At 48.1% G+C, this 21,835-nt stretch carries 4 protein-coding genes; 3 read left to right on the plus strand and 1 reads right to left on the minus strand.

The genetic code is table 11. The annotated features are described in order from the left end of the window. Positions 1-822: 822 nt before the first annotated feature. Together WBA89_RS27445 and WBA89_RS27450 are read left to right on the plus strand one after the other, a co-directional pair. Complete coding sequence (locus tag WBA89_RS27445) at positions 823-20,550, plus strand: putative Ig domain-containing protein (protein ID WP_424410805.1); 19,728 nt, start codon at positions 823-825, stop codon at positions 20,548-20,550. Between the two features lie 422 nt (positions 20,551-20,972). After that, a complete protein-coding gene (locus WBA89_RS27450; RefSeq protein ID WP_194061010.1) occupies positions 20,973-21,347 on the plus strand; it encodes a hypothetical protein in 375 nt (124 codons plus the stop codon). Between the two features lie 131 nt (positions 21,348-21,478). On the opposite strand, the gene WBA89_RS27455 is transcribed toward WBA89_RS27450, so the two are convergent. After that, complete coding sequence (locus WBA89_RS27455) at positions 21,479-21,625, minus strand: hypothetical protein (protein ID WP_194061011.1); 147 nt, start codon at positions 21,623-21,625, stop codon at positions 21,479-21,481. On the opposite strand from WBA89_RS27455, the gene WBA89_RS27460 reads away from it, so the two are divergent. Then, on the plus strand, positions 21,620-21,835 hold a 216-nt coding region (locus tag WBA89_RS27460; RefSeq protein WP_424410806.1), incomplete at its 3' end, for a hypothetical protein. The genes WBA89_RS27455 and WBA89_RS27460 overlap by 6 nt on opposite strands.

The following is a 21,835-nucleotide window of genomic DNA, read 5'->3' on the forward strand; positions in this document are numbered from 1 at the left end:
GTGGAAAAGTTAATTTAAGTATTTTCCTGCGTAATTTAAGTATTTTCCTGCCTGAATCAACTATTTTCTCCCATGAAAACAGTTATTTTCATAAAAACTTGACATAAGTTTAACAATTATCAGTAAATATACGGAAATATCTCCTGACTCGCAGCAGCAGCAACAACTAGAAAATTCTGTATTTACACTAATATATTTATAAGCGAGCCTAAGTGATAATAAGGGCTAGCAACAATTCGCTTGCCGTTATTCGAGTAAGTGCAAGTAAAAATTCCTCGCTCGAATTGGCGCTCGCGCCAAATCAATTAAAAATCAAGGGTGCAGCCATGACTTTAACAAAGCCGTTCCGATTGCCTTTTCCCCAAAAAAGTAGCAAAAGCATAAATTTTGCAACCCCTACCTTGACTGTCAACCCTACAACAGGCAGTTTGAGAACTCGAACATCAAGCAAACAATCAATAATAATAGTCCTGGACGCACAGACCCGAATTGTATGATGCGCCGCTCCCCGCCTTACCACTACAAATAGTGTCAAAATTGACCCGTTGAATCGAGTCCTGAATAAATTGAGTCGAGTCCTGAATAAATTGAGCCGAGTCCTGAATAAATTGAGTCTAGGACTCAATAAATAGCGAAAGCGAGTAACAATAGCGAAGGCGGGCTACAGTCGTTTAAGGAGTACGTATTCGCCTTATAACTCCATTCAAACAGGCGACTCGACCAAAGCGGGAAAATTGCAACTCGCATCTCCTCAAAAAGATAAGTGACGCATCCAAGCTTACCAAAACTATAATTTAACCCTCAAATCAGGAGTGCAAGCGAGTGCCTTTAACAGACCCGATTGGAGAACCTTTAATAGAAGTGGAATCCTTAATTCCCGGACTTGCCCCAACTTTCGCCCCACAACTGCCGGGAATTCCGACTCACAAAACCTTATTATATCAAACTCCCGGCTCTTCTGAAAACTCCGAACAACCTAACTTAATAGAAACCGCAAAGCCGCCACAATCCGAATTCAGTCGAGCCGAAACCGATGCTTTTATTACTAACAAAGCCTCCGATATTCACAGCATATCTTCTGCTACCATCAGCGAGCTCAGAACTAACAGCAACCCCAGAGATGCAGCAAATTCTGAAATTGACCCCCTAATTGGCAAATTCGACTCAGACTCAGGAGATTCCCTGACCAACCCGAATCCAATAACCTCACCCGTTATAACTACATCCACAACGAGCGAAAAAGCTTCTCCCAAAACACCATTACCCGCAACCGCTGAAACAAGTTCAAAACCCGAAGATATAAAAACACCCTTATCGTCAGAGGCTACACTCAAAAGCGAATCAGAACCCAACAAAACATCACCTGCAACTGCATCAAACATAATACCAGATCGCAGTACAACTTCATCAGAAAAATCCGAAACTATTGCAGTAACAAATTTAACCGAAACTATTGCGGCTAGCCCAAACATACCCTCAACCGATAAAACCTTTACAGACAAACAGTCCCCAGTTGCCAAAGCTGACGACAAGATAGACTCAGACAAGCAATCTCAAGACTCCACAATTGTGGAGAAAACCAACTCAGGCGAACCATCTCGTACTGCCGAAGTTTCCGACAAAATAGACTCCGATAAAACAGCTCCAATTGCCCCGACTTCCGAAACAAAAAACTCAGAAAAACAGCTTCCAGTTGCCGAAGCTAGCACCCTGATAGACTCAGACAAAAAATCCCCAACAATCGATGCAATAGCGACCGAAAAACCCAGTTCAAATTCTCAAGAACCGCTGACAACACAGCCCCCAACAGCCCCATTAATTCCACCCGCATCTAACCCTGTTTTACCTGACACTAATATCAACCCAGAAGTCAACTCAACCGATTCCACAAACCCAGTACAAACTGCCAGTCAAGCTTTAACTGACAAACAGAATGATTCAGAAAAAGTTGACCCATTAAAAACCGAACCTGCTGCAATACCAAAAACAGCAGCCAGTGAAAATGTAGCGGTGACGACAGCGACAGCAGTTCAAACCCCAGAAAAATCTCCGAACAATACTGACTCAGTTTCGGAACTTAAACAGCCAGTTAAAACAGAACCTATTGTCAATCAATCAGCAGATGCTGAATTAATTAAAACCGACCAAACTGCAACTGCAAGCATTTCTCAACCGCCCGCAGAAACAGAGTCAATTACCGCTCCCATTGCGTCACAATCTCCTGCCAAAACAGACTCGCTTGTCTCTAATGTTGGCGAACAATCACCAAAAGAAACCCACTCCAACGTTTCTAGCGCCGCCGAACAATTACCAACAAAAGACGAGTCAATTATTCCCACAGAAATCGATGCGTCGGGTACGGTGGAAAATGAGAGCGCTTTTCCTGAAAGAACAGCAGAACAAGAAAGCGAACAATTGCCGACAAAAACCGATTTGCTAGAGCCAGCAGAATTCACTGCTGGTACAATCGAACGGGACATAGTTGTTACCTTCACAGCAGCCGAATTAGAAACCGAGAAAAGCCCTGCACTCTTCTCAACTCCATCAGAGACAGCAGCAGTTACGACACAGATAACTGAAGCCGAAGTCGAAACAACCGTTGCACCCTCAACTCTTAAATCCCCACCCGAACCGACTTCAAACACTTATAATAGTAATTCAAATCCAATAGAAACTGTCGCTGTTCTACCTGCAGATTCTGATACTGAAATTGCGCCCCAAAGAGCAGATATAACAAGCGGTTTGCTGCCGTTAGAGGCAGAAAAATCTGCTCAACTTTCAGACAATATTGCAGACACTCAACCCAATTCCACACAGAGTACCGGCAACTTCCAAACCAATACCAATTCCCCAACTTTTCAATCAATAACAACAACAGCCAATTTACCAATCCCCGGGACTTTTCTTGTAGATAACCAAGGAAAAGTCAGATTCGACTATGTATTTGACGGCGGCGGCTACGAAGGCGAACTCGGCATTTTCAGCCTGGCAGGAATGTCCGCATTTATACCCGGAACTCCAGAATTCATTGCCGAAGCATCCCGTAGAGTTTTAAGCAATTCCACCGACGGACACATTGTAATTAGCGACAGCATAGAAGGGGCAAAATTCACCGGTGCGATGCCGTTCGACGGAGACTGGGACAGCGGCGAATATCAGGGTATCAAAACTTTCAACATGACTCCAGGCGACACCTTTGCCGTCATGTTAGTCCCCAACGGTACAGTGCAGTCATCCCTCGAATCCTCATATTCGGGAAATTGGTTCCCCGAAAACCGTCCCTTATTCAGTATCGCTACAGCCAATCCCAACGATACATCTTACGTGTTGCAGGTCGCCGATGTAACAGGTACGGGGAACACTTTTGCCCTCGAAGATATGTCAGCCGCTAACTCTGACGGCGATTACAATGACCTTATCTTCACGGTAATTGGGGCCACCGGGAACGCAGCGCCGCTGGATGCAGTTATCAATCCTGCCAAAGAATGGCGCAATACTCCGCTGGGAGAACAACTGATAGAATACGCCAACAGTTTGGTAGAGCCAACTGAACCGAACCCCGATACAATTTGGTTGGTAGAAGGAACGACATTTGCCAACACTTACGAGCGTACCTTAACAATCCCAGCATCCCCTTCAACCCTCGAAATTGGCATTGTCGGACTCAATCTCGACACCTCTGATACCAACCCAAAATCGATTAACGACGCCTTTGAAATATCGCTATTGGACTCGACAGGTAAATCGTTAATCGGTACTATTTCTAGCGGCAAAAACGCTACTTTTAACATTACTGAAGGTCTGCCGCCCCAACTGGCTCCTGGCGTCACCTTCAGCGGTTCTACAATTAGTATAGACTTGTCGCAAATCGCGCCCGGAACCGCCGCCACGCTGCAAGTGCGATTGGTCAACAACGACAGCGACGCGGCAACCAAAGTCGGCATCGCCTCGATTAACGTTCAAGCCGGTGCAGCACCGCCACCGATGCCGACAACACCCGCAGGAACCGTACCCGACAACACCCCGATCGACTTCGCTGCTTTGAAGGATGTTTCCGGGGGCGTGTCCACCGAGTACGGGCAGACATCGTTCAACTCTACAACCAAAGTTCTGCACGCCGATTTAGCGTTAAAAAATATCGGGCAATACCCGCTGCGCGACAGGTTGTTGGTGGGAGTAACTAACATTAGCGACCCCACTGTCAGGCTGTTAGATGCCTCGGGAATTACGCCGGATGGAATTGTTTATTACGACGCAACTTCACTCGTAGGGGACGGCCTGTTAAAACCGGGAGAAACAACGCTTCCAGGCACGTTAAAATTCTACAATCCCTCGGGAATTCGATTCAGTTACGACTTGGTATTTTTGAGCGAATTGAACCGACCGCCGCAGTTTTCGGGAACTTTAGATACGGAAGTAGTAATTGGAAAACCTTACGTTTATACCGCTGCTGCTGTTGACCCGGATGGAGATGCAATTACGTATTCCCTGTTAGAAAAACCGAACGGAATGGAGATAGATTCCGTAACGGGAAGGATTGCTTGGCCGACGGTGGCGGGAGATATCGGCAACCACGCGGTGACGGTGCAAGCGGACGACGGGAACGGGGGAATTACCACACTTACCTACACCCTGTCGGCAGTCAACCAACCGCCGAATCGGCCGCCGATTTTCACTTCGACGCCCGTGGTGGATGCTTGGATAAATACACCCTACCGCTACGACTCAGAAGCCACCGACCCCGACAGCGATACAATCGGCTACAAACTGATTCTCGGCCCTGAAGGCATGAAAGTTAACCCCAATACGGGACTGGTGGAATGGACGCCGCCGGCCGTTCTCGTGCTGGGAGATACGGTACTGGGTAAAATCAGCTTGCCAGGGGAAAGAGACGAATTCACCTTCAGCGGCACGGCCGGACAGCGCATTTACATAGACCCGCTGCAATACAGCAACAACTATTGGAACTGGAACTTCGACATCCAAAGCCCCAGCGGTGCGAAAATATCCACGCTCCCCGACTTTAGAAGCAATCAAATTCTCAACCTGACAGAAACGGGCAATTACCGCATAGTCGTGTCGGGCAGCGGCGACGCTACCGGCAGCTACGGCTTCAGCGTTATCGACCTCGGCTTGATACCCGCCGTTCGCTTCGATACAACCATCAAAGGTACTCTCAGCCCCGGTTCGGAAGACGACTTATTCCGCTTCACCGGCAGCAAAGGTCAAAAGCTGTTCTTCGACAACAAAACCAACACCGGCGGCTTCGATTGGGTACTCTACTCGGCCGACAACAAACCAGTCCTGTCTCCCGGTTCGGGAGCAGATATGGAACTGTACTTGCCGAATGACGGCGAGTACGTGCTCGCCATCAGGGGCAACTCCAGCTTTACCAGCACCGTCGATTACTCGTTCGAGATTGTCACGCCCGACGACATCACCGTACCCATCGTCCCCGGCAGCAACGCCTCGCCCAACAGCGTTTACGGGGAACTCAAGGAAAAAGGCGAAACAGATTTCTACACATTTACCGGAGAAGTCGGACAGCGCATTTACTTCGATCGGCTGTTCTACAAACAAGATGACACGAATTACTACTGGCCGCACACAGCACAACTTATCAGTCCCAGCAATGCCGCTCTGCCGATTTATCCTCTCCAGTACGCTAACGATGGAGAGCCAATTACTTTAAAAGAGAGCGGCACTTACCGCATAGAAATTGATGGAACCGCAGAAAACACGGGTACTTACAGCTTTAGCGTTCTCGACTTGAATGCTGCAACGCCCATTTCCCTGGATACCAACGTCAGCAGCACCCTCAACCCGGGTCAGGAAACGCATTTGTACAAGTTTTCAGGCTCTAAAAACCAGCGCCTCTTTTTAGATACGCCGGGGGGAACTGCAAATACAAACTGGACTCTCTACGATTCTGGGAACAACCAAATCCGTCACGAGAACCTGAATACCGATATCGAACAGGTGCTGCCAAATACAGGCACTTACACGCTGGCAATCAGGGGCAACAATAACAACACTCCGGTTAACTACTCGTTCAAAGTAATTACTCCCGACGTGCAACCTGGAACTCTGGCATTTAACGTTCCTATTTCGAGTTCCATCAGCGAAAAAGGCGAGCGGGACGTTTACACTTTTAGTGGCACTAAAGGACAGCGAGTGTTCCTCGATACTCTGATGGAGACGCAAAACAACAGCGCCACCTTAGTTAGCCCAAGCGGTACCAAAGTCATAGACAGCCCTTTGTACTACGACTACTATTGGAGGAGTCCTGTCATTTTGCCTGAGTCTGGAACCTACTCGCTGACAGTAGACGGTTCGGGAGAATCGACCGATCCTTACAGCTTCCGACTGATAGATATCAACGCCGCGCCAGTATTGCAAAAAAATGCCCTAAGCCCGACCTCCGGCACGCTAGATCCTGGGAGCGCGATACAGTTCTATAAATTTACAGGAGCCAAAGGCGATCGCGTTTACTTCGACAGTCAAGAAAACTCAGGCACTGCCGCCTGGAGCCTCTACAACTCCAACAATGGCGTACTTGTTAACAACGTAAATCTTTCCACCGATTTTGAATACCCCCTGGAGGGAGATGGAACTTACTACCTGATGCTGAGGGGAGAAAACAGCACGCCCGTCAACTACCAAATTCAGCTAGTTACCACGACCTCGCCCCCCGCCCCGATGGCGCTTTCTGCCCCCGTTACCAGCAGCATCAGCAAGCTGGGAGAACAAGATGTCTACACCTTTACGGGTAATGTCGGTCAAACGCTGTACTTCGACCCCCGCACTGGCGACAGCAATATCACCGTTAAAATTGAGAGCGCCAGCGGCAAGCTGGTTTTGGACGGTAACACGGGTACAGACCGCCCGCCCTTCACCCTCACCGAACCGGGCACTTACAAGGTGACCGTTGACGGCCTTTACGGTAAAACTGGAGATTACAGCTTCATTCTTTCTGACGCGGCACCGTCCTTGCCGTTGGGAAGCCCCGTAAGCGGCTCTCTGGCTGCAAAAGAAACCGTCCTGTATAAGATTAACGGTACGGCAGGACAGCAATTGACGTTCGCCGGCTCTAGCGCGAGTTCCGGTGCGGAGTGGGTGCTGTACGCTCCTCAAAACCTGCTGAACCCTGAAAGCTACTACAACGAAAGCAACAGGGTCGGCTCGGCCAACCTTAACGCTGGCTTCACCTCCACGCTGCCCGCTGACGGCACTTACATCCTGGCACTGCGGAATCCTTCGGCAAATCCGGTCAGCTACAGCAACATCCAAGCCAACAGTACCCTACCGCCAGCTACAACCAACAGCGGGTTGGGGATGCCCTACGGCGGTACGCTGTCAGCACCGGACGAAGTGGATGAAAACTCCTTCACTGTCGCACCTGGAACGCTAATTTATTTTGACGGTCAAAGCAACGCTCCAGGGCGGTGGGTGAGACTTTTAAAGCCAAACAGCACTAATGATTTTGTCTTTAACAATCTTGACAGCCAGAGCGACGGCGGTGCCTATCAACTAACGCAAACAGGCCCCTACAAGCTGCAAGTTTACGGTTACCCTGCCACTACCACGGGCAATTACAGCTTCCAATTGGTTGACCTCAAAGCATCGCCAACGCTCGCCTTAAATGCCCCCATCAATGTATCCTTAAATCCTCTGGAAACGAAAGCATATAAATTCACGGGGACAGTCGGTCAAAAAGTTTGGTTGGACGGTTTAAATACTAGCGGTACAAACGTTACGGCAAAGTTGTTAAATTCGAGCGGGCGGCAAGTTGCTTATACCGGAGATTTATCAGGCGATATTGAATTGCAGACTTTAGAAGCTGACGGCGAATACTATTTGGTGCTGCAATCAAATAATACGTCGCCAACTTCAGCCAACTTCCGACTGCTTGACAACAATACGGGCGCAACAAATTTAACCAGCTTGGATAATAAAACTGTATCCGGCAATTTCGGTACGAGCAAGCGAGAAACTGTCTTGTACAAGTTTCAAGGTTTGGAAGGACAGCGCCTCTATTTCGATCGCACTGATGGGTATTTGTACAACTACTACAAGCTCTACAGTCCTGATGGAAATGAATTTTATTTTAACTACCTGCACTCAGATGGCGAACCCAAAAAACTGCCAAGTTCCGGCGAGTACGTGCTCGCTTTTGCTGGCAACAACTACACCGATAACAATTACGGCGTGCGGCTCGTCGCTCCCACGGATACTACATCTTCCCTAACGATCGGCAATACCGTGAATGGGGAAATTGCCAAGGCCGGTCAGCAAAATACTTATACTTTTCCGGGTACGGAAGGTCAGCGTTTGTGGTTCGACAGCCTCCTCGCTGCGGGCTATATTAGGGGTACTTTGTATAGCCCGAGCGGCGCGCAGTTATGGACTCAATATATTGGGGACGATCGCGAACCGACTGTTTTGAACGAGACAGGTACTTACCGCTTTGTAATCGATGGCGATACAGATACTACAGGACAATACAGCTTCCGATTCCTCGATTTAGCGGCTGCCGCACAACCCACCACTTTAGATGTAAATATTGATGGCAATTTTGGCACGAGCAAGCGCGAAGCGATCGTGTATAAATTTACAGGTACTGAGGGTCAACCTGTCTATTTCGATCGCCTCCAGGGGGGTGGGTCCAACTACTACTATGTCTACAGTCCCGACGGGCAGCGTCTTTTCTATCAGGACTTGAGCTATGACGAACCCTACAATACTGCTGAACCGAGAAAGCTGCCGAGTTCCGGCGAGTACACTCTTGTTTTTAACGGAACCGGCCAAACTAATAACAATTATAATTTGCGGATGGTAACGCCCGATCTCGTCACCCAACCTCACACAATTGGAAATACAATAACGGGTGCGATCGTGGAACCAGGAGAACAAGATACCTACACTTTTACAGGTACTCCCGGTCAACAGTTGTGGTTGGATAGCTTGTTGCCGAACAGCAACATTACCGCTTATTTATATTCGCCAACCAGCCCAAATCCTATTAAGAATTACAATCTGGGCGACGATAGCAATTCTGAAGCATTACTGACTTTAACTGAGGCTGGAACTTACACCTTAAAGGTAGACGCTTCCTACGACAATACGGGTGCTTACGGGTTCCGCTTCCTCGATTCGACAGCAGCAATTCCTACTTCTTTAGATGCTCCGATTACGGGGGACTTCGGCACGAGCAAGCGGGAAGCGATTGCGTATCGGTTTGACGGCACTGAAGGTCAATCACTCTATTTCGATCGCCTCCAGGGAGATGGCTACAACTACTACTACGTTTACAAGCCCGACGGCAAGCTGCTTTTCTCTCAGAACTTAGCCTCTGACTACGAGCTAAATTCGTACCTTGTTAGCGAGCCGATAAAGCTGCCGAACTCTGGCGAATACACTATAATTTTTTCCGGTAAAAACGCCGCTAATAACAATTACAGCCTGCAAGTAGTAACGCCGGATCTCGTTACGGCACCTTACAATGTGGGCGATACAGTTAGCGGTACGATCGGCGAACCTGGAGAACAAGATACCTACACTTTTCGAGGAACGATCGGTCAAAAACTGTGGTTTGACAGTTTGGAAAATTCCCCAACAAATCTGACATTAAAGTTGGTAGATCCGGATGGGGAAACGATTTTTGGCAATGCGTATAAGGGCTACCCATATGCCAAGGACGACCGACAGCCGCCTGTCATTCTCGAAAAACAAGGCAATTACAAACTGATTGTAGATAGCTCCGGCGATCGCGCTGGAGATACTTACAGTTTCCGCTTGCTCGATTTGGCGGCTGGCGAAACTTTGACTTTAGATTCTCCGATTTCTGGCAACTTCGGCACGAGCAAGCTCGAAGCTAAAACCTACAAGTTTCAAGGTGCAGCAGGCAGCTACGCCTACATCGATATGGCTGCCACAAATCCGTTCGGTTACTATTACTTTTACGACCCCAATGGCAAGCTGCTGGCCTCTCCAGGTATGGCGGGCGATGACGAACGAGTTTTGCCCGTTACTGGCGAATACTCGTTAGTTTTAGTCGGTTCAAACCAGCCCAATAACAATTATTCGTTTAAAGTGGTAAGGCCCGAGTTAACAACAGTGCCTTTAACTCTCGGTCAAACTGTCAGTCAAAGCATCACAAAAGCCGGCGAAAAAGATACCTATACTTTTGATGGAAAAGTCGGGCAAAAGCTGTTTTTTGACGGTATCACTAGCAGCAGCAATTTGTCGGTACAGCTTTACGATCCTTTTGGCAATTCGGTTGTTAGCACATTAGGTTATTCGAGTTTCAATCCGAACGCTGACTGGCTGCCGCAAACTTTGAGTGCCAGCGGGACTTACCGCCTGGTAGTTGACGCCACCGACAATAACACGGGCAATTACAGTTTCAAATTGAGCGATTTGGCCTCCTCTTCCCCTCTCAATTTGACTTCCCCCAATACCGGCACGGTTCAAACGGGGTCTGTTAATTTGTATCAAATTACCGGCCGTCAGGGTCAAGTATTAAACTTCGATTTAAATGCTGCTGCGTGGAACAATGGAAATTGGGTTCTCTACGGACCCGATAGCAAAGCAATAGTTTCCCCGCCTCTTAATTCGCCAGACTTTAAGGTGGCGCTGCCGGCAGCAGGTTTGTACACCCTAGCTGTTACCGGAAACAACTCTTCACCTGTCAGCTACAGTTTTAACGCGACCGACAGCACGCCGGCACCAGTAACTAATGCCGGACTCAATTCTGTAATTAGTGGCTCGCTTGCGGTCGGTGGCACCATCAACCACAAGTTTACTGCCAATGCCGGCACTCAAATCTTCTTTGACAGCATCAACAACAGCAGCATCAACAATAACGGGCAAATCAGAGCAAGGTTGATAGCCCACGACGGCACCAGAGTATTCGACAACCAAGATACCAACGCGAATTCGGCTCCCCTGACCCTCCAGCAAACAGGGGAATACACCGTGCAAATCTACGGCTATAATTCCCTCTCTTCTAATGGCAACTACCAGTTCCGCATCGCCGAGTTGCCCAACAACTTGAGAGCTCCGTCCGTCAATTACTTGGCAACCGGCACCGTCGTCTCCGACACGACGAACGGAACGCAGGCCAAAGTTTACACTTTTGAAGGCGTGGAAGGCCTGCGGGTGGCTTTCAACGGCATGGTGGGAACTAATGTTTCTGCAACTTTATACGACCCGACTGGGAAAACAGTATTTACTAAACCCAACTTCCAGTACACCGATGTCGAACCGCTTACTCTGACTCAGAACGGTTTGTACCAACTGGCAATCGAAGGCCAGCAAGCAACAGACCAAAACTACTCGTTCCAACTTTTGGAAATGTCCTCTGCTAGTGAAATGCCGTTTAACGTGCCGGTGAGCGGTACGCTGGCATCCGGCACTGAAAGCAAGTTTTACAAGTTTGAGGGTACGAAAGGCGATCGCTTGTTCGTCGATTCTATTGTCGGTAATTATTCAAATTACTGGAAGCTAATCGGTCCTGACAACAAGCAGGTTACTTATAATTGGCTCGGCAGCGATTTGCAAGCGGAACTGCCAGCCACGGGAGAGTACGCTCTGTTAATAGAGGGCAGCGGTTCCACCGCCCCGGTCAATTACCAATTCCGCACTTTTCGCTACGAGCCAACGGCAGCCGATATCGTGACTCCGGGAACGGGGGAAACGGGCAGCAACGCGGGGGGTTCGTCCGGTTTGTATCCCGTGAAGTTGGAAGCCTCAGACGGTCAGGGCGGCAAAGACTTGCAAGAATACAGCATTCGGGTGTGGCCCGACCCGACCAACAGCAATCCGGTTATCGTCAGCGACCCCATAGTCCGCTTCGGGCTCGACGACAAGATTTACCGCTATCAGTTAGCTGCGGTTGACCCGGACGGCGACCGACTCAAATACCGCTTGGTGGACGGCCCGCTGGGAGCATTGATTAACGGCGATAGCGGAGAGTTGCTGTGGTTCCCGGAAAATATTTCGCCCGGAAGCAAAGCTGACTTTACCGTGGAGGTGGCAGACCCGCGCGGCGGATTGGGATTGCAAAAGTTTACCGTAGATGCTTACGGTGCTTTGGGTAAAATTCAGGGAGCCGTGTTCGACGATTTAAACGGCAACGGTTTCCGCGATTCTAAATTAGTTAAAGGTAACAATCCGGCGATCGTGGTGGCAATTGACGTTTCTGGCAGCACGGCTGCTCCGTTTGATGGCCCGGCTGGAGTAGATGACGTTCTCAAGGCTCAAGTCGCCGCCACCCTAACTCTGATCGATACATTAATAGCTCAAGGTTTGGGAGATAGAGTCAATATCGGCTTGATTCCCCACAAAGACACTGCCCAAATTCAAGATATGGACCCCGCAACGCCGGGAGTTCAGTTCTACACGACGCCCCTGGCAGATAAAAACAACAACGGCATCCCCGATATCCGGGAAATCCTGGCAAGTGGCACTTACACTTTACCCAACGGTCACAATGACTTTACCAAAGCAGTACAGGCGATCGACCAGTTAGTTCCTTTGATGCCGGGAGATAAGAACGTTATCTTCATGTCCGACGGCTACGGCGCTTTGGACGCCGCCGTAGCAGCAACCGTTCGGACTGACTTGCAAAATGCTGGCATCGGTCTGACAGCCTTCGGAATCGGCAAATATTCGACCCTGGATACCCTCAAAAAAATCGACCCAGAGGCGGTAATTTTGAGCGATATCGACCAGCTAAGCAGCGTTTTCGGCGGTTTTGACCCCCGCTACACTCTAGAGCCTTTAATGGAAAACGTGCCGGTCTACCTGGATGTTAACAACAACGGCATACTAGACCCGGACGAACCGAAGCAGTTGACCAAAAAGAACGATTCTGAGTCGAGTCTGGGTCAAACCAACTATCAGTTTACCTTTGACAACTTAGTAGCCGGTACTTACAAAGTGCGGGCTGTAGCGCCCAGCGGTTACGTGCAGACTGCCCCTAGTACCTCGGTTTTCACAGATACCGTCACCGCTGCGGGACAAACTTTTACCCACCTGTTCGGCGTCCACAAAGCCGAAGAACCGCCCAACTCCGACCCCACCTTCTTGACAGTAGCGCCTCCCTTCGGGCTAAAAGCTGGAGAACCCTTGGTTTACAGGGCTTTGGCTTCCGACCCGGATGCGGATGAGTTAACTTACAGTTTGGTGCTGAGTCCCCCTGGGATGAGCGTTGACCCGAAAAACGGCACCGTAGTTTGGACTCCGACGGCAGCCCAGGTCGAAGAATATTATAAAGAACTGCGGGCGACGCGCGATCGCTTGATTGCTTTCGGTCGCCCAGAGGCGGCACCGACTGCGGTGAAGTTCAATGTCGTCCTGCGGGCGACTGACGGCAAGGGCGGCCAAACTTTGCAGTACGTTGAAGTGGAACTGGTGCCGCCCAACAATCCCCCGCTGTTTGCTTCCACACCGCCGTCGGACTTGCAACCCCAAGTCGGCAAGCGGTTCGAGTACCGGGCAATTACAAACGATGCCGACGGCGATACCATTACTTACGCGCTGAAACCGGGCGCGCCTGCTGGCGTCTCCATCAACCCAACTACCGGCTTGGTAACTTGGACGCCGACAGCGGCGCAGTTGGGCGCGAGGGCTTTCACGGTTGTTGCCAGCGACGGCAAAGGCTCAGAATCCAAGCTGGAAGTGCCGTTGCAGGTAATCGAGGCAATCCCCAACCGCCCGCCCGACATTACTTCCACCCCCCGCACTTCAGCCCGCACCGGCAGCGGTTATTTCTACCAACTCGCTGCAACCGACCCCGACGGCAATCCGATAGCCTTTACTTTGGTTGCAAAGCCGGTGGGGATGACTGTTGATGCGTCGGGTTTGGTTTCTTGGATTCCGACTGCTGCCCAAACCGGCCCCATCGCAGTGTCGGTATCGGTTAGCGATGGGCAAGGCGGCACAGACACCCAATCTTGGACTGTTTCTGTCTCGAATTCCAACACCAACCGCCCGCCCGCCATTACTTCGGTACCGGATACGGTAACTAATTTAGAAAAAGTTTACCGCTACGGGCTCGCCGCTACCGACCCCGACGGCGACCCGACGTTCTGGAGTCTTGACAGCGCCCCCAAGGGTATGGTAATCGACCCGAAAACTGGGGGGTTGAGTTGGCAGCCTACTCCCGACCAAATTGGGGAACATACCGTGGCGGTGCGGGCGACTGATGCCCTGGGTTCCTATACCGGGCAGGAGTTTAGTTTAAAGGTAACGGGGATTAACACGCCACCGGCCGTTGTTTCGGTGCCGGTGACGGTTGCCGGGACGAACCAAACTTACAAATATCAGGTATTGGGAACTGACCCGGAAAACGATGCCCTGCGCTACAGTTTGGGAACCAAACCGGAGGGTATGAAGATTGACGGCCGCACCGGTTTAATTGAATGGACTCCGGGTGCCAATGCTGTCGGTACTTACGAAGTAGAAGTTTTCGCAACTGACGCCCAAGGAGGCGCGGGAAATCAGAAGTTTGCCATACAGGTAGGAACTGCCGCCATCAACCAACCTCCGGCTGTAGTTTCGACTCCACTATTTGCAGCATCTTTGGGGAGTCAGTACAGCTATCAAGTAAGGGCGACCGACCCCGACGGCGGCAGTTTGACCTATCAATTGCTGCAAGCCCCGACATCCGTAGCAATAAACCCGACTACTGGATTGCTGACTTGGGACAATCCGACTGCGGGCAACCATCAAATCGTAGTGGGCGTCCTCGATGCCGGCGGCTTGGGGGCGGCCCAAGGTTTTACATTAACTGCGAGGGCGAATTCGGCACCAGTTATTCCTACCGTGCCCGCACAGCAATCTGTAGCAACGGGCGCTACTTACCGCTACGATTTGAAAGCCAGTGATGCTGAAGGAGATTTGCTGACTTACACTTTGGTACAATCTCCAACTGGCATGAGTGTTGATGAATTCGGCCGCATTAGTTGGGTTCCTAAATCAAGTGATGTCGGTACGGTTAAACCAGTCGAAATTGCCATCACCGATACCTTTGGCAAGATTGTTACTGTCTCCTACAATTTAAGCGTTGTTGCCGATACTGTCGCCCCGAAAGTAAACTTAATTGCCAGCAAGAATGCGGCTAATGTTGGCGAGTCGGTTACGTTTACAGTCAATGCTGTAGATAATGTCAAAGTCGAGTCTTTGGGCTTAACTATTAACGGCACTCCGGTTGTCATAGATGCACAAGGCAAGGCAACTGTCAAGTTAAATAATTCAAATCCAATCATCGCAATTGCCACTGCTAAAGATGCGGCTGGTAATGTGGGGAATGCGACTCAAGAAGTAGCAGCAATTGACCCCACCGATGTCAACGCGCCTGTTATAAATATCGCCCTGGAAGATGATGCAGAAATCACCGCGCCATTCAATATAACTGGCACGATTTCTGACAGCAGTTTGGCATACTATACATTGGAAGTAGCGCCAGTTGGTGGCGGGCAAATTCCGGGCGATGGCGGAGGATTTAAGGAGGTTTATCGGGGAACTGCTGCTGTCAGCAACGGAACGGTTGCGACTTTTGACCCGACTGTTTTGGCTAACGGCGCTTACGTTCTCAAGTTCACGGCTTTCGATACTAACGGTAACGGTTCGACTACTGAAAGAACGGTGAATGTTGCGGGCGATTTGAAATTGGGGAATTTCCGCTTATCGTTTACTGATTTGACGGTTCCGGTGGCGGGAATTCCGATTAACGTGACTCGGACTTACGATTCTTTGAATGCGAATAATAGCGATGATTTCGGTTACGGCTGGCGGATGGAGTTCCGGGATACTGATTTGAAGACTTCGCTGAAAGCTGACCCGATTTACGAGGAGTTGGGCATCAATACCGTAGCATTTGATAGCAAGACTAAGGTATTCATCACCCTACCCGGAGGCAAGCGGGAAACCTTTACTTTTAAGCCGACTCCGAGTCATTTGAATCAGTATTTGGGGGCTGCTGGGCCGGGGGCTGCGATGTACAAGCCGGCTTTTGAGTCTCAAAAGGGTTCGACGGTGACTCTGACTGTTAAGGATGCGAATTTGATACGGAATGAGTACGGCGAGTATTACGGAGTCAACGGGCAGCCCTTCAATCCTGAAAATCCGGCTTTTGGTAGTGTTTATGTGTTGACTACCCAAGAGGGATTGGTTTACGAGATTGATGCGAAGTCTGGGGATTTGCTGACTGCTACTGATGCGAATGGGAATAAGCTGACTTTTAGCGATGCGGGGATTGCTAGCAGTACGGGTAAGTCGGTGAGTTTTGAGAGGGATGTTGCTGGGAGGATTGTCGGTGTTGTTGACCCGGATGGGAAGAAGGTTAAGTACGAATACGATGGGAAAGGGGATTTGGTTGCTGTTAAGGATAGGGAGAATAATGCAACTCGGTTTGAGTATGAAGATGAGGACAGACCGCACTTTTTGACTGAGGTTATTGATTCGTTGGGACGGAGTGGAGTCAAGACTGAGTATGACGAATCCGGGCGTTTGAAGCAGATGGTGGATGCGAATGGGTCGGCGGTGGAATTGATTTACGATCCGAATAATTCGATTCAGAAGGTTAAGGATGTTTTTGGTAAGGAAACGACTTACGTTTACGACAGTCGCGGGAATGTTTTAACTGAGATTGACCCGTTAGGGAAGAGGGTTGATAGGACTTACGACACCGACAACAACGTTTTGACTGAAAGTGTAATTACTAGCGAATTAAATGCTGCTGGCAATCCGGTTGAAGCGAGGGCAACTACTGAGTGGACTTACGATGCGAAGGGGAATAAATTAACTGAGAAAGATGCGTTAGAGAACGTTTCGCGGTGGACTTATAACAGTCGGGGACAGGTTTTGACTGAGACTGATGCGTTGGGGAATGCTGCGAGTTATACTTATTCTCCGAGTGGCAATTTGCTGACGACTAAGGATGCCAAGGGGAATGTTACTAAGCATAGTTATGATATGAGGGGAAATATTCTAAGCCTCACCGATGCTGCTAATAACATCACCCGCTTTCAGTACGATGGTGGAGGTAACGTAACTAACTTAGAAGACGCATCCGGTAACAAAGCTACCTACACCTACGACAGCAACGGGAATATGCTGCGGGAAACAATGAAAGTAGCAACTCCCACTGGAGAGAAAGAATTAGTAACAGAATGGACTTACGACAAAGAAGGAAAAATTAAGTCAATTACCCAATCTGGGGGTACTACAACTTACGAATACGACAGCAATGGCCGCCAAAGTGCCAGCATTGATGGGAATCGCCGTACCGAATACCGCTACAACTCCCAAGGTAAATTAGTCGAAACCATTTATCCTGACGATACTCTCACCAACTCCGACAATCCCAGAACGATTACTGTTTACGATAAAGGTGGCCGCCAAAGGGCTACTATCGACGGTGACGGACGAGTTACTCACTACAAATACGACGACGCGGGACGGCTGACTGAAACTATTTATCCAGGAGAAACACCCAATCAAGTACAGCAATTGCTGAACGCTATTTCTCCGGGTCAAACTCCTCAATTGATTGACTGGACAAATGTTGTTTATCCCGACACTACGCCTGCTTATATAGTCGGCAATTCCCGTAATAAAACCGAATACTACAAGAACGGGCAAGTCAAAGCCGAAATCGATGTTGATGGCAACCGTACCGAGTACGAATACGATACAGCAGGCCGCGTCAGTCTCACTCGTTTTGATGCTACCAATTACATCACCTATACCTACGATACAGTTGGAAATCGCAAGACTGAAACTGTTTTTGCTGGGGGAACTTCGACTACTACTACTTATGATAGTAAAGGTCAGGTTACAGCAACAACTGACCCGAATGGCAAAACTACTAAGTTTGAATACGATGCTAACGGACAACTCAAGGCTGTTGTTGATGCTTTGAAAAAGCGTACTGAATACGGTTACGATAGTGCGGGCAATTTGACAAGTGTTAAAGATGCTTTGGGTCAGGTAACGGCTTACGAATACGATGAGAAAGGTCGCCGCAAGGCTGTAATTCGACCGGACAATAAGCGTTCTACTTTTGTTTACGATGATGTGGCTAACACTGTCACGATTACGGATTTTAATAACAAGACGGTTAAGTATACTTACAACGACCAAAATCAAGTTGTTGCTAAGCAGTATCAGAATGTTAGCGGTGCAACTGTTAGCGTTACTTACGCTACAAATGGGTTGGAAGAAACAATTACTGACAGTCGGGGCGCGACTGTTTACAAGTATGACAGTTTGGGGCAGGTAATTTCTCGAAAAGACCCGGTGGGTCCTTATCTTGCTAGCGGGAATTCGATTGAATATAAGTATGAATCCGGGCAAGTTAGTGAGGTTAAGACTCCGACTCGCACGACTGGCTATACCTATGATTCTGAGGGGCGTTTGAAGACGGTTAGTACGCCGGATATGGGGACGGTGATGTATGATTACGATTCTCTGGGGAATCTCTGGAAAACTTTGTATCCGAACAATTTAGTTGAGACTCGTATCTACGATAGTTTGGGTCGTTTGGATTTGGTGAAGACTGTTAAGGTTGACCCGGTGACGAAGCTGGAGTTGCAGGTTGTTTCTAGTTACGATTATGCAGTAGATGCTGTTGGCAACCGCAGGGAGGTATTGGAAAGTAGCGGTCGTAAGGTTGAGTACAAGTATGATGATTTGAATCGGTTGTTGGAGGAGAAGATTACTAATGACCCTAGTGGGAACAATCGGGTTGTTAGTTACACTTACGATGCTGTGGGGAATCGGTTGAGTAAGACTGATTCTGTGAGTGGGGTAACTACTTATACTTACAACGGTTTGAATCAGCTATCTACGTCTACAACTAATGGTGTTGCCACTATTTATTCTTACGATAGTAATGGGAATTTGATTTCGGAGGTGACTGGAAGCAATTCTACTGTTTATCGGTGGGAGAATGATGGCGAGAATCGGTTGGTGGGGGTGACGGTTACTGAGGGTGGGGTTACTCGGAATGTTGGGTATCAATATAACGCGCAGGGAATTAGGGTTGGTAAGGTTGTTGATGGGGTGGAGACTCGGTATTTGATTGATGAATTGCAGCCTTACGATCAAGTTTTGGAGGAGTACGATGCTCTTGGGAATGCTAAGGGTTCTTATGTCTACGGACTTGATTTGTTGGGTCGCGTTTCAGGAATGCAGCCGGAGTTTTATCACTCGGATGGGTTGGGTTCTACTCGGTTGCTGACTAATGGTTCAGGACAGGTTAGCAATATCTATACATATGATGCTTATGGCAATTTAATTGCATCGACTGGCGGTGCTAATAATGCTTATTTGTTTGCTGGGGAACAGCGGGATAAGGAGACGGGTTTGGATTATTTGCGGGCGCGGTATTACGACCCGTTGGTGGGGAGGTTTGTTTCGGCTGATGCTTATGAGGGGACGCTGGATGACCCGATGAGTTTGCACGATTATCAGTACGCTCATGCTAATCCGGTTGTTAATACTGACCCTAGCGGGTATTTCTCAATTGGAGAGTTGTTGGGAACTATGGCAGGGTATTCTGTGTTGGCTGGGTTGAGTTATACGACTGGGAGTGCTGTGGGAACGGTGGCTGGGGGAGGAAGCGTTTGGGATGCTGTTGCTAAGTACGATCAGTTTTTTGCTGGTTTAACAGATGCTTTGACCTTTGGAATTAGTTCGCATCTTCGGCAATCAGTATATGGAGAAACAGCTACAAATAATCACAAGGGAATTTTCTTTAACTTGGGTCGGCTTGGTGGGGCGATTGCTAGTATGTGGATTGGTGCTGGTGGTACTACATTTGCTGAATTCAGTACGGCGAGTTGGTTGCCAAGAGCTGCGTTGGGTTACGATTTATTTGGTGCTGGGCTTGGCATGGCTCAAAGTGTAATTAATGTTGCCAAAGGTCAAGCTACTTGGTGGGATATTCTTCCTTTTTTACCAGCCCTTACTTGGTTTAATATTAAGTATAAGGTCAACGTCAAGGGGTTGGGGAGTAATTTTGGTAATCTTGAAATTAGTAGGAGATTAAGTGCAGAAGTTCAAGATTTGCGAACTCGAACAGGAGTTGAGAGACTTACTATTATAAATAAAAAAGGTAAGCCACAAGTGGTAGGCGGAACAGTAGGTGTAGCTGTGACCGATATACCAGGTCTTGAAACTAAAGTTTTTGGAGGAGCATCACCTGATGCACATATAAATCTTGGAGAAGTTACAAGAGGTGAAATAACATCCCCAGCAAAAGTGGCTAAAGGTCGAAACCATGCTGAAGAAGAACTTGGTAATGAAATTGTTAACACTATTCGCTCCTCCAATCTAACTGATGATGATTTAGTTGGAAAAACTATATATATGCACATTGAGACAATGCCATGTAGTACATGCAAATCAGGATTAGCGTCAGATAAAGAAGCAGGTGTGCTAAAGCAGTTAAGCGAAACGTATCCCCAACTGAGGATTATAGTTACTGCTGAGGACTCTACCAAATCTATGATAATTCAAGGTGGGAGAAGAATAGAATAATCACTCTTTTAAAAACATTAATATTTCTTTACATCCATTGAGAAGTGTTCGCCTTCTTCAGACGCTTTTGTCACTTTGGGGACAATCTAAAACTAGACAGCAAACAATCTATGTCAAGTTTTGTAGAATGTCAAGTTTTGTAGAAAAAAAATTGATTAATCGTCTATTGACTCACTTAAACAAGAGAGTTAAGATTTTTAATCTACAAAGATATTATATTTGTGGGTTCAATAGTGCACGAGTGTGCTGGATATGTTCGGCATACTTGCTGATGTCAATAGGAGGCTCGTCCGTGGTCAAAAAATAGAATAAATGGGTAAACAAGTAAAAAAATGTATAATTTTAATTGTCAAGTTAACAAAGACTGAAAATCATTGTACAATCATATAATTACCACCTAAATGAAGTTCCAGAGTAAACTTATGATGCTTGAGTTTTTTGGTTGCGATTTTGAAGCTAGTGATTCTAGTCTTCGGATTGGTTTTTCGGATGGAGAAGAGGGCGAACATTATTTTATCATAGAACGAGATGAAGATTACATAAAAGAAACTCTCCCTGACACAGAAAGTATTTACATTGAACTCGACGATCAGTGTTCTGGAATGAATGGATCGATCGATTCAATTAGTCTTAGTCGTAACAGCTTCAATATTCGTTTTGATTCTTCAACTTTCTTGAGAGGGTATAACGAAATTTCAATTACTTTTTCCTTAGAAGATTCTGACTTTAAGCTGCTAAAAAATGTTTTGCAGAAAATCATGCAAGGTTACGAGGAAAAATTGAATTTAATTGATTAGTCAATTATTGATTTTGGTGCAGCCACCAGCAGATAAAAAATCCTTGGTTCGGTGACCGCTGCACTCTCGAAAATCGCTGCTCGATCGCCCATTCTGATTATGGGCGATCGAGCAGCGCACGATTGCTCTGCTTAAATTGCTAGCTCGTCAAAAGTGCGCTCGCTCGCTGGCTGCTGAATCGAAATATTTTTTATTAAAGGTGCGATCAAGCGTCTCAAACTGTAAGTGCGATCGACCCCACTGACATTAACGCCCCAACCCTCACCATCAACTTGCAAGATGATGCAGACATTACCGCGCCTGTCAATATTGTTGGCACGATCGCCGACAGCAATTTGGCATACTATACATTAGAAATCGCCCCCGTCGGCAGCAACAAGTTCCAGGAAGTTTATCGGGGAACTGCTGCTGTCAGCAACGGAACGGTTGCGACTTTTGACCCGACTGTTTTGGCTAACGGCGCTTACGTTCTCAAGTTCACGGCTTTC

Source organism: Microcoleus sp. (assembly GCF_049646505.1).
Lineage (GTDB): Bacteria > Cyanobacteriota > Cyanobacteriia > Cyanobacteriales > Microcoleaceae > Microcoleus.